The organism is Polaromonas sp. (assembly GCF_012927415.1).
In the GTDB taxonomy this organism is placed as follows: Bacteria; Pseudomonadota; Gammaproteobacteria; order Burkholderiales; family Burkholderiaceae_C; genus Polaromonas.
On sequence record NZ_JABBPF010000195.1, the window covers coordinates 1 to 11,603 of the forward strand.

Sequence of the window (11,603 nt, forward strand, 5' to 3'; positions counted from 1 at the left end):
GTCTCAGCCCAGCGGCAATTTGCCTTGGTCGGTGACCAAAACTTTATGGTCGGTGACCAATATTTTGGGGGCGGTAGCAGCATGCGCCCCTGATGACATTGTTGCGGCAGCCGCCTTTAGTGCACCGCTTGCGAAGTCGCTAATCCACGAAGGTGTCGTGGAAGAGCTTTTGTGCCGCTGCAAGGCCTTTTCGTAGAGTCTCTGGACTTGCACCTGTAGAGGCTAGTGCGTTAGCAGTTACCTGGTCAGTTCTGCCTTCGGCAAATTGATGTATCTCGCTCGCCAATTCAGACAGCTTTAGATTTCCTTGGCCTTTAAGCAACTTTTGCGGTGGCGTTGTCTTTGTCTGTGCCAAGTGCTTCACGTACATCATCAGCAACGCCATCGCCAACATCTCTCGACTTCCAGCCAGCGGTTCGGTCGTGTGAGTCATCCCACTGGAATCGGAAGGTCGATTGTGTGTTTCTGACCTACCTCCAAATTCCGCTGCAATCGCCCTCATTCGGTCATGCACTGGTAGCCCCCGCGAATCCATGAATTTAACGAATCTAAGTACGTCGACCATCCGCTCAGTTGCTTTTGCCGCAGGATTGATGAGGCGACCATCGTTTTCGGCGTCTTTCACATACTGAAGCCTTGTCGAATCATTTGTGCTGGTTAAATTGTTTAGCGCCGCACTCCTAGCAATGACATACGCATTTAACTTTTCGGTCTGCCCTGCATTTTTTAGACGCTTGCGTAAATCTTTAAATGGCTTTGCACCGACTGACAGTGCTGCCAACACCCAAGCACGCTTGTACCTGTCAACCCGGAGTTTTGTCCAAGTGAACTCCTCCGCCTCCCATTCTGTAGGTAGCTCCGGATTTGGCACAGCGTCTGTTGAAGGTACCTCAGCAAGGGCCTCTACGGGTTTCAAGTTCGCGCTTAATTTTTTTGTGCCCTTGCTCAACACCTGTGGCTTGCCGTTGGACTTCAGTGTTGATTTAGCAGACGTACTTTTTGCAGCAGCACTTTTTGCAACTATTTTCTTGGCCGGCTTTTTTGTATCTACGGGCATTTTTGACGATTTGTAAGAGTTGAAATCATCATATCTCCAGCCCAGTACGCAATCGCGCGCTGAGACAACTGCAACCCCAGTCGAAATTTGAACTAATGCGGTGGCATTGGACCGCACCTTTCAAACGCTCGAATTGAACTTTGGTTTGGACAAAAGTCGGCTCCAAGTGGTCCAACTCTCTCCATATACATGACTGGTTATGAGCTTGAACTTCGCTCTCGGCCCAAACTTTCATGCGGGGTAAGGACCTAAGCGATCCCCGGTCTGTCCTAGCGCAGTTGCCTTCGGCGTGCGAGCACTTTATTGACGTCCCAAACACTCGAATATGAGAATGCAATCGCCGTGCATGTTAAGGCGGCAACGAGTTGACCCGTCACGCCGCGCTTAGCCTTGTCAATCTGTACCGATAGCGTATTGGACGTGTCGAAGCTTCAAGGTCGAGATCACTGCAATCCTGGAATCGGGTACGGAGTGAAATGTCCAAATTGGACCAAAAGCTTCCAGCGGAAGACGCATCACTTTCGGACACCGTTCGGACACGAAGACAAAAACCGAACGGACAAAGAAAAACAGCCTAGAGACTTTTGATCTCTAAGCTGTTGTTCTATAACGCTATTGTTATGGTGCGGCTGGCAGGAATTGAACCCACGACCCCTTGGTTCGTAGCCAAGTACTCTATCCAACTGAGCTACAGCCGCCGTAAAGCGAAATTATAGCGTATTTAAAGGCCGCTTATTGTTGTGCTTTGTTCAACAAATGTCGAATGATGAGGGCCCTTGCCAAGCACCTGCAGAATGGCAAGCGGCCACGCAGTGCTGTGCAGATCATGGAAGACGCAGCTGCTTCGCCACAACAGGCAGTATTTAGAGACAGTTGATCCGGCGAATGCTCAAATTTATTACCTAAACGCGGGAACCGCATTTGATAGCTCGGCTCCAGTGGAAAACACACATAAGCGCCCAGTTTTCAGCCGTCTAACGGCATCATCATTCAAGTCTGCGCCTTAAGCAACCGATGACGTCGCACCTGCTCAGCTTGGGGGCGGCCAATTGCCACTTCCAGCTCAAAGCGCGTTCAGCGGTATCTTAAGGTAGGACACTCCGTTGGCCTCCTCCGGCGGCATCTGGCCAGCGCGGATATTTACCTGCACCGCCGGCAATATGAGCACCGGCATTTCAAGCATTGCATCGCGTTGGGTTCGCAACTTAACGAACGCTTCTTCGCTCACGCCGTCGTGGATATGAATGTTGCTCGTCCGCTGCTCGGCTACAGTGGTTTCCCACACGGGCTCGCGTTCGCCGGGCGGGTAGTCGTGGCACATGAACAAACGTGTTTGGGGTGGCAACTTCAGCAGCTTGTGCACTGACCGAAAGAGCAGATGCGCGTTACCGCCAGGAAAGTCACAGCGCGCCGTCCCGACATCGGGCATGAAAAGGGTGTCACCCACAAACACGGCGTCACCAATGCGGTAGGCCATGCAGGCGGGTGTATGGCCAGGAACCGACAATGCCTCGGCGGTAAGCATCCCAATGGCGAAAGTTTCGCCGTCTTGCAGCAACTGGTCGAACTGATGACCATCAGGCCGGAATTCAGGCTCCAGGTGGAAGATGTTCATGAACACTTGCTGCACTCCGGTGATGCCTGCGCCAATGGCAATTTTTCCACCCAGCTTCGCTTTCAAATATTGAGCCGCCGAGAGATGATCGGCGTGGGCGTGGGTTTCCAGTATCCATTCGACGTGCAGGTTATTTGCACCCACAAACTCCACCAGCTTCTCGGCCGACACGGTTCGGGTTCGCCCCGACTTGGGATCGTAGTCGAGCACGGAATCGATAATGGCGCAGGCCGAGCCTTTCTTTTCAAACACTACGTAGCTGACGGTCCAGGTGGCGGGGTCGAAAAAGCTTTCTATGGTGGGAGTCATGAAGCGCTCGTTGGTAAATGCAAGATTTAATGCTTATTGAACCTCATACTACGACATGCGCCATGCATACCGGCCGCAGTGGCTGCTTCATTAATTTTTCATGGAATAACAGCCGGAATCCATTTACGCAGCGCCTGTCCCGACGTGCCTTAACAAATGCTGTTGACCCACGTCAATGCGGCAAGTTTGAGGATCAACCAAAATAACATCGGCAAGCCTCAAAACAAGGGAGATGACCATGTACAAGCGAATACTCGTTCCCGTGGACGGAAGCGACACTGCCAACAAAGCACTTCAGACGGCACTACAACTGGCGAAAGACGCGGGAGGATGCGTGAGGCTGGTTCACGTTATTGAGGAACTCGCTTACGTCAGCGGCTACGCGCAGTTTGGTGTTTATTCTGAAGAATTGCTCAAGGCGATACGGGAAACCGGCAGCAAAGTGTTGCAGGACGCCATGACGGTTGCTCAAATTGCGGGCGTAGAAGCAGACAACATGCTGTTCGACAACTTCGGCGGGCGGCTCGCAGAAATCATCACTGACGCCGCCAATGAATGGAAGGCAGACCTCATCGTTGTCGGTACCCACGGGCGGCGCGGAGTAGGACGCCTGCTGCTGGGCAGCGGCGCGGAGCAGATCATCCGGCTAGCACCGGTGCCGGTTCTCGTAATTCGATCAGGCAAGAACGGCGCCAAATGACAGTGCTGCTCGCAAAGCAGACCGACTGCTGCACGCCAAAGGCTGCTGCCCTTATCAGCCTCGCCGCGAGATTCCGCGCTATGCTTACAACGTCACCTCAACACTGGAGAACATGTCATGTACCAACGCATTCTTGTTGCAACCGACGGCTCTGCGCTTTCCAAAAAGGCCGTTCTCAGCGCCATCGACCTGGCGGCTGCGGTCGGTGCGGATCTGGTAGCGCTGTACGTGGTACCGCGCTACCCCGTCAGTTACTTTGAAGGCGGGATCACTATTTCGATGCAAGACATCGCGCGAACCGAGAAACAGTGGAGCGACAAGGGCCAAGCTGTGGTGGATGCCGTTCAGCAGATAGCGCAAGACGCAGGTGTGAAGACCAAGACCGTCGTCGCCCAGTCGGATTTGGTGGCTGAATCAATAATGTCAGCCGCCAGAAAGCATAAATGCGACCTTGTTGTCATGGCCTCGCACGGGCGTAAGGGTATCAAGCGCGTGTTACTAGGCAGCGAAACCCAACATGTGCTCACGCACAGCACCGTGCCGGTCTTGGTGCTGCGTTAATCCTATCGCTCTTCCAGCAAGATGCCACGAATCGAGATGTCATCGTCAACCAAGCACCACCCACAAGTTTTCCTTAATTTGTGGTTTGGATCAGCTAATAAAAGCCTGCTTGCAATCCTAGCTTCGTAGACAAAAATGGACTTGCAGAAGCGAAACTTCAGAAAAAAGCGTCACAGTCAAAAACAAGGTGGTAGGGCGTCACGGACTTGAACCGTGGACCAAAGGATTATGAGTCCTCTGCTCTAACCAACTGAGCTAACGCCCCAATCCACCCCTAGATTGTAAGTGCACTATTTGCTGTGGCTCAGCGCGGTACTCACCAGTTTGGACGTGATGTCGACAATCTGGATCATTTTCTCGTAGGGCATGCGCATGGGGCCGATCACGCCCAATGTTCCCACGACTTGGCCATCAACCTCATAAGGCGCTGTGACGACTGACAGTTCCTGATACGGAATTACCTGGCTTTCGCCGCCGATATAGATCCGTACGCCTTCCGCACGACTGGAAACATCGAGCAAACGCATCAACTGCGCTTTTTGCTCAAAAAGATCGAACAGCTTGCGCAAATTGCCCATGTCGCCTGAAAAATCACTGACGGCCAGCAGGTTGCGCTCGCCGGATATCACCACTTCGTCACGCGACTCGATCGCTTCTGAACTGACCTGGACCGCCGCCTGCATCAGCGTCGCGATTTCGCCCCTGAGCGCCTCGACTTCATTTTTCAGCCTCTCGCGCACTTGTTCAATCGCCATGCCAGCATAGTGCGAGTTAAGAAAATTTGCGGTTTCGGCCAACTCGGATTGGGTGTAGTCGGCCTCGGTAAAGATGACGCGATTTTGAACATCCCCATCGGGCGAGACAATGATCACAAGAAACCGTTTTTCGGACAGGCGTAAAAACTCGATATGCCGAAACACCGAAGTCCGGCGCGGCGCCATCACAACGCCAACGAACTGTGAGAGGCTGGACAGCATGTGGGCAGCGTTGCTGAACACTTTCTGCGGCTGATCGGGTGCCAGTCGGTTCGCCGCAAGATGGCCAGCGGTCGACAGCGGGTCACGTTGCGTGGTCAGCATGGTATCGACGAAAAGCCGGTAACCGCGGGCGGTAGGAATGCGGCCTGCAGAGGTGTGCGGGCTGACAATCAGGCCAAGATCTTCAAGATCGCTCATGACGTTGCGAATCGTTGCCGGAGACAGATCAAGCCCCGAGGCCTTGGAAAGTGTTCGCGAACCGATGGGCTGGCCATCAGCAATGTAGCGCTCAACGAGCGCTTTCAACAACAAACGGGCGCGATCATCAAGCATGGAGACATTCTACGAAGCTTAAGTCATCATGTTGTGATGTAATTTAGTAATGAAGTCGCAATTTCACCATGTCGCACTAATCGGTAAATACCATGCCAAAGGCTCCCGGTCCGCGCTTGAGGATATTGCCCATTTTCTGGGGGCGCAGGGCTGCGATGTTGCGATTGAGCAGGATACCGCCAGCAATACCGGCTTGACTCAGTTTCCCACGCTTGATGCGGCCGGAATAGGTGCCGAGTGTGACCTCGCTCTGGTTGTCGGCGGCGATGGCACGATGCTTGGCATAGGGCGTCAACTGGCCCAGTTCGGTGTGCCTGTGATAGGTATCAACCAGGGGCGTCTCGGTTTCATCACCGACATTGCCTTCGAAGATTACCAGGACACGCTCAAACCAATGCTGCGCGGCGAATACGAGGAAGACCGGCGCTGGATGATGCAGGCCAGCGTCATACGCGATGGGCGCTGCGTTTTCAGCGCCACCGCCATGAACGATGTTGTGGTCAATCGTGGCGCAACTGCCGGCATGGTTGAATTGCGCGTAGAGGTAGATGGCCGCTTCGTGGCTAACCAGCGCGCCGACGGCCTGATCATTGCGTCGCCCACGGGCTCTACAGCCTATGCGCTTTCTGCAGGCGGGCCATTGCTTCACCCTTCCATCTCCGGTTGGGTGCTCGTCCCGATTGCCCCGCACACTTTATCGAATCGACCCATAGTGCTTTCCGACGCGGGAGAAATTGCCATTGAAATAGTAGCAGGGCGGGATGCCAGCGCGAACTTTGACATGCATTCGCTGGCCAGCCTATTGCACGGTGATCGCATCACCGTCAGACGCGCGGAACATCAGATGCGCTTCCTGCACCCCAAAGGTTGGAGTTATTTTGATACTTTGCGCAAAAAACTTCACTGGAATGAAGGGGTCGCCTGAATCCGGCCCTGCCTCTGGTCATGATCTGGATTGAGTTATGAGCCTTAAAAGCATCTCTCTCCGCGATTTCGTCATCGTCCGTGAAATGGATCTTGACTTGTCGGACGGATTCACCGTGCTCACTGGAGAGACGGGAGCGGGGAAATCAATCCTGATTGACGCGCTGCAATTAACGCTCGGTGCCAGGGCGGATGTCGGTGTGGTCCGCGAAGGCGCTGCGCGCTGTGAAATCAGCGCAGAGTTCGACAGCCCTCCAAATTTGGCAGAGTGGCTGGAGCAAGCAGGCTTTGAAGCGGATGAGTATTTGCTGCTGCGTCGCACCATTGATGCGCAGGGCAAAAGCCGGGCCTGGATTAATGGCTGCGCTGCCACCGCCACCCAGCTCAAAGTGGTTGCCGACCATCTGGTAGACATTCATGGTCAGCACGCTTGGCAAAGCCTGACCCGTCCCGACGCGGTAAGGGGTCTGCTTGACTCTTATGCGGAGGTCACTACCGAGGCCTTGTCCCTTCAATGGAGCCAGTGGCGAACAGCCCAGAAAACACTGGCGCAGGCGCAAGGCGCACAGGACAGCCTGCTGCGTGAGCGTGAGCGCTTGGCATGGCAAATCGACGAACTGGGAAAACTGACACCCGGCGCTGATGAATGGACCGAACTCAATGCTCAGCACGGCCGGCTGTCAAACGCCCAAGCCTTGCGCGAGGCGGTACAAGCGGCTGTCGATGCCCTGCAGGAATCCGATGACAGCGCAACGAGCCTGCTGGGTCGCGCCATTTTCTCGCTACAAAATCAGGAGCACATAGAACCCGAATTCACTGCACCTCTCGAGGTTTTGAATGCTGCATTGGCCCAAATGGAAGATGTCGTCCATTCCCTGAACGGCTATGCAAGGCACACCGAGCTGGAGCCACGCCGGCTGGCCGACCTTGACGAGCGCCTGGCGCTATGGGTTGGCTTGGCACGCCGCTACAAACGCCCACCGGCAGAACTGCCGGAATTGCTCGCATCATGGCAGGCCGAGTTGCAAAAGCTGGATGAGGCATCCGATCTGGAGCAGCTTGAAAAACTCGCAAACCAGGCAAGGTTGGCGTATCTGGAAGAAGCACACCAAATTTCAAATGTACGCAACCGGACAGCGCCCCGGCTTGCAAAGGCCATTACTCAGGCGATGCAGGGCCTGGGTATGCAGGGCGGCAAGTTTGAGGTCACGCTGACCCCGCTGGCGCAACCGGCACAGCACGGGCTGGAACAGGCCGAATTTCTCGTGGCCGGCCACAGCGGCAGTACGCCAAGACCCGTAGGAAAGGTGGCGTCAGGTGGCGAGTTGTCCCGCATTGCCTTGGCCATCGCGGTCACCACCAGTCAGCTGGGACAGGCACAGACATTGATCTTTGATGAGGTCGATTCAGGCGTGGGCGGCGCGGTGGCTGAAACCGTCGGCCGCTTGATGAAGCAGCTCGGCAAGGACCGCCAGGTGATGGCGGTGACCCACTTGCCTCAAGTCGCCGCTTGCGCCGACCATCATCTGGTCGTGGCCAAACGCACGGAAGGAGGCCGCACCCTCAGCACGATAGACCATGTGCACGGCGAGCTGCAGGTGGCAGAAATTGCCCGCATGCTAGGTGGCGAAAAACTCTCTGGCACCACGCTTGCGCATGCCAAGGAAATGCTGGGCATTCCCCTTGATTGAGTACCTGTTCGCCCGCTTAGTTAGCATACTCGCATGAACATTCGCACTTTCGGTTTTTCACCTGCAAACCGCGCAAGGGCTTGCACCACCTTCGCAGCAATTCAGCGGCCGCTTCCAGGGCGATTAGGGGATTGGTCATGGAAATGATTCTTATCACCGGCAGGTCGGGTTATGGAAAATCGGTGGCCTTGCACGCGCTGGAAGATGCGGGCTACTATTGCGTGGACAATCTTCCACCAGAATTGCTGGCTTCGTTTATCGCCTTGAAGCGGCCCCACGAAGCGTCCAAGGTTGCCATTGCGATGGACGTGAGAAGCGCCACCTCGCTGCCCCTCGTTCCCCAGAAATTGCACCAGTTGCGGACTGAGGGCGTTGTTGTGCTATCGCTGTTTCTGGATGCCAACACCGAAACGCTGGTGCGTCGCTTTTCAGAAACTCGGCGGCTTCACCCACTCTCACATAACGACGCCTCAGACCAGCACCGGGCGCTGGTGGAAGCAATTGAGCTGGAGCGTGAGTTGCTTGGCGAAATGCGCGAGCAATCCCATGTGCTCGACACCAGCATGCTCCGCTCTTCTCAGTTGCAGGCCTACGTCAAATCATTGATCGCAGCGCCCGCCACGCAACTTACGCTGGTATTTCAGTCCTTTGCATTCAAGCGCGGCGTACCGCTCGATGCCGACTATGTATTTGACGTACGCATGCTTCCCAACCCACACTACGAAACCGGACTGCGTGAGCTGACCGGGCAAGACCATGCGGTTGCAGAGTTCCTCAGGGCACATTCGGAGGTGGACGATATGTTCAGGCACATCGAACAGTTTCTTAGCCATTGGCTGCAGGCACTGATGCGAGACCACCGCAGCTATGTCACGGTGGCCATTGGCTGCACCGGCGGCCAGCACCGCTCGGTCTATCTTGTGGAGGCGCTGGCCGAAGCGTTTGGCAAGCACTGGCCCACCATCAAGCGGCACCGCGAACTGGACGCCCGTTAATCGGCAGTGCGGCACTGCTCACGGCCTGCAAATTCACTTGGAATCGTCCCGCGCCAGCAGCTTGCGAATGGGCGCAGGAAGGCCAAGAGCCGGCCAGGCATCCGGGCTGAACCAGGCACCCGGCCTGTCCTCGGAAACCATCGCCCGAGGCATGGCCTGACCAGACCGGAATTCTGCAATCCAGGGCGACAAATACAAATCCTTGTGCGTCAGCACATGAACAAAAGTCTGCATCGGTTCGAACCGGCCCTTCACACTTTCCAGCAAAAGTGTTTTTAGTGCATCGTCGCTGTCAAAGGCAGGCAGACAATACAGTCCACCCCAGATCCCGGTACTTGCCCGCTTTTCAAGCCATACCGATCCGTCCGGCATCTGTGCCCAGAGCAGGCTCAACGCTTGCGCGCTGCGCTTTAGTTTGCGTGTTTTGACGGGGTATTTGGTGGGCTCGCCGCTGGCCGATCCGCGACACAGGTTTTGCACGGGACAAAGCAGGCACTGTGGCTGGCGCCCGGTGCAAATCGTCGCGCCCAGGTCCATCAATCCCTGGGTGTAACGCGGCATGGTTTGCGCCAGGTCTTCATCGGGCAACAGTTCGGTGGCCTGGTCCCAGAGAGCGCGCTCACTTGCGACATGCGCCAAATCGGCAGAAAATCCGAGGACGCGCGTCAGTACCCGTTTGACGTTGCCGTCAAGAATCGCAACACGCTCTCCAAAGCAGAATGAAGCGATGGCCGCTGCGGTCGAGCGGCCTATTCCGGGCAAGGTCTGCAACTCATCTGCCGTGTGAGGAAACTCCCCCGCATGCAGCGCCATCACTTCTTGTGCGCACCGATGCAAATTCCGCGCGCGGCTGTAGTAGCCCAAGCCACTCCACAGACCGAGTACGTCATCCTGCTTCGCAGCGGCAAGATCGCTTACCTCGGGAAAGTGCTGCAAAAACCGATCATAGTAATCAACAACAGTGCTCACCTGCGTCTGCTGGAGCATGATTTCAGACAGCCAGACGCGATAGGGGTCGCGTGTGTTCTGCCAGGGCAAGCTATTACGCCCATGGTCTTTTTGCCAGCGAACAATTTCCCCGGCAAATCCAGAAAAAGTGCTTTGCGGCGGCGCTGGTTTTCCGCATTCCTGTGTCGCAAGCTGGTCAGTCACTTTAATATCGGATCGGATAACTTTTTGTCGCATTGCCTTCAAGCACTCGACGCCAAAGCCAGATTCGGCGCGACCGGGTCCACATCATGAGCGGCAGAAGGCACTGGCGGACCACTCAAAAGGTAGGAAGTCAGCTCTGCCAATTTGGCGTCAAGTTCATTGAGCAAGCTTTCCTGATCGTCAATTTCAGCGATCCGCTCGTCGAGTCCGGAGGCGGCCTGCTGGATGCGCTCGATGGCTTCGAGCCGACGCCCGAAGTTGCGGCGTCGCTCGCGCAGTTGCGCATCCAACTGCGAAGAAGCCGACTTGTTCCATAGTTCGGCCTCGCCCAGAGCAGTTTCATAGACCACCCGCAGCCGGGTCGCCAGGGCGCGAACCAGACGTTCGGAAAATTCAGGCTGAGACAGCCTGAACACATTACCCAGCCCAAGGTATTGCAAATGACTCTGCTCTATCACGTCCAGGTCTCTGGCATACCGGGACAATTCGGGTTCTTTTGGTGCCTGCAGCGAAAAGCCGAATTCAGCATTGAGTTGCCTGAACGATATGTCCAGCATGGACTGAATTTCGCCACTCAGAACCTGTGCCTTTTGCAGGCCGTCGCGCAAACGCGAAAAAGTCTGACCGTAAGCCTTTTTCAACCCCAACTTGATGCCTGGCTGCTTTAGCGCACCGGTCAGTTCGGCCAGCTCGACTTTGAGCAAAGGAGTACTGAGCAGGTTGACAACCTCGCGAAGAAGTTTGAGATGCACCGAACGCACCGCATGTATCCTGGCGCCACTGGTGTCAAACTCAGCCTGCTCATGCTCGATGCGCGTTCGCATGTGTCTGATAACCGAACTGTTTTTACCCCTCAAGCCACGCAACTCCATCATCTGTTCGGCCAGATCGCGCCGCCGGATGTTCAAGGAGCGTCCAGCTTCGGTACGCAGTTCGCCAATACCGGCGGCAACTGCTGTACGCAGGATTTTTTGGCGTTGTCCCATCACGCCTTGTCCGAGCGCCAATTCGAGAGCGGGCAGCTGGCTTGCCTGTAAAAGGGTTTGGTCGCGCGTGACTTTGGCCACCAGTCCTTTTTGCGCCGACACGGGAATTACCTGAGAAACGGAAAGACCCAGTATTTCAGCCGACGTGGCCCTTTGCCGGTCGATTTGCGCCTGCACCTGAGCGGGCGTGCTCAAAGCATCCCACAAGGTGTCAATCTTGTTGAGCACCACCAGCCGGGTATCGCGGCCATCGCCTTCGGTGATCAAATGCTCGCGCCAGATGGAAAGGTCTGATTTCGTCAG

9 protein-coding genes, 2 tRNA genes and 1 pseudogene are annotated in these 11,603 nt (G+C 55.6%); 5 read left to right on the forward strand and 7 right to left on the reverse strand.

Features of this window, described 5'->3' with window-relative positions:
• Window positions 1–139: 139 nt before the first annotated feature.
• The 3 genes from HHJ19_RS16020 to HHJ19_RS16030 form a co-directional block, all read right to left on the reverse strand.
• Window positions 140–1,174 carry a hypothetical protein gene (locus HHJ19_RS16020; protein ID WP_296908867.1) on the reverse strand — a complete coding sequence of 345 codons (1,035 nt, stop codon included), beginning with the start codon at window positions 1,172–1,174 and terminating at the stop codon, window positions 140–142.
• A 504-nt stretch (window positions 1,175–1,678) separates the two neighbouring features.
• Window positions 1,679–1,755: transfer RNA gene (locus HHJ19_RS16025), tRNA-Arg, on the reverse strand.
• Between the two features lie 365 nt (window positions 1,756–2,120).
• Window positions 2,121–2,981: an MBL fold metallo-hydrolase gene (locus HHJ19_RS16030; RefSeq protein ID WP_296908868.1), complete on the reverse strand. Its 861-nt coding sequence runs from the start codon at window positions 2,979–2,981 to the stop codon at window positions 2,121–2,123.
• A 238-nt stretch (window positions 2,982–3,219) separates the two neighbouring features.
• Here HHJ19_RS16030 and HHJ19_RS16035 point away from each other — a divergent pair, with 238 nt between their 5' ends.
• Both HHJ19_RS16035 and HHJ19_RS16040 read left to right on the forward strand, forming a co-directional pair.
• Entirely contained in the window at window positions 3,220–3,681 is a 462-nt protein-coding gene (locus HHJ19_RS16035; protein ID WP_296908869.1) for a universal stress protein, read from the forward strand.
• A gap of 117 nt (window positions 3,682–3,798) precedes the next feature.
• A complete protein-coding gene (locus tag HHJ19_RS16040; protein WP_296908870.1) occupies window positions 3,799–4,242 on the forward strand; it encodes a universal stress protein in 444 nt (147 codons plus the stop codon).
• A gap of 188 nt (window positions 4,243–4,430) precedes the next feature.
• On the opposite strand, the gene HHJ19_RS16045 is transcribed toward HHJ19_RS16040, so the two are convergent.
• Both HHJ19_RS16045 and hrcA read right to left on the reverse strand, forming a co-directional pair.
• Window positions 4,431–4,507, reverse strand: a tRNA-Ile gene (locus tag HHJ19_RS16045).
• Window positions 4,508–4,532: 25 nt separating this feature from the next.
• Entirely contained in the window at window positions 4,533–5,552 is a 1,020-nt protein-coding gene (hrcA, locus tag HHJ19_RS16050; protein ID WP_296908871.1) for a heat-inducible transcriptional repressor HrcA, read from the reverse strand.
• Between the two features lie 49 nt (window positions 5,553–5,601).
• On the opposite strand from hrcA, the gene HHJ19_RS16055 reads away from it, so the two are divergent.
• The 3 genes from HHJ19_RS16055 to rapZ all read left to right on the forward strand — a co-directional run bounded on the left by HHJ19_RS16055 (window position 5,602) and on the right by rapZ (window position 9,162).
• On the forward strand, window positions 5,602–6,477 hold the full coding sequence (locus HHJ19_RS16055) for an NAD kinase (protein ID WP_296908872.1): 876 nt from the start codon (window positions 5,602–5,604) through the stop codon (window positions 6,475–6,477).
• Window positions 6,478–6,514: 37 nt separating this feature from the next.
• Complete coding sequence (recN, locus tag HHJ19_RS16060) at window positions 6,515–8,167, forward strand: DNA repair protein RecN (protein WP_296908873.1); 1,653 nt, start codon at window positions 6,515–6,517, stop codon at window positions 8,165–8,167.
• A gap of 137 nt (window positions 8,168–8,304) precedes the next feature.
• Window positions 8,305–9,162, forward strand: a complete 858-nt coding sequence (gene rapZ / locus HHJ19_RS16065; RefSeq protein ID WP_296908874.1) for an RNase adapter RapZ — start codon at window positions 8,305–8,307, stop codon at window positions 9,160–9,162.
• A 33-nt stretch (window positions 9,163–9,195) separates the two neighbouring features.
• Here rapZ and mutY read toward each other — a convergent pair whose 3' ends face one another.
• Window positions 9,196–10,236 (reverse strand): A/G-specific adenine glycosylase, encoded by a 1,041-nt coding sequence (gene mutY, locus HHJ19_RS16070; RefSeq protein WP_296908875.1) that lies wholly within the window; start codon window positions 10,234–10,236, stop codon window positions 9,196–9,198.
• Between the two features lie 116 nt (window positions 10,237–10,352).
• A pseudogene (locus tag HHJ19_RS16075) lies at window positions 10,353–11,603 on the reverse strand (dynamin family protein); the annotation flags it as partial.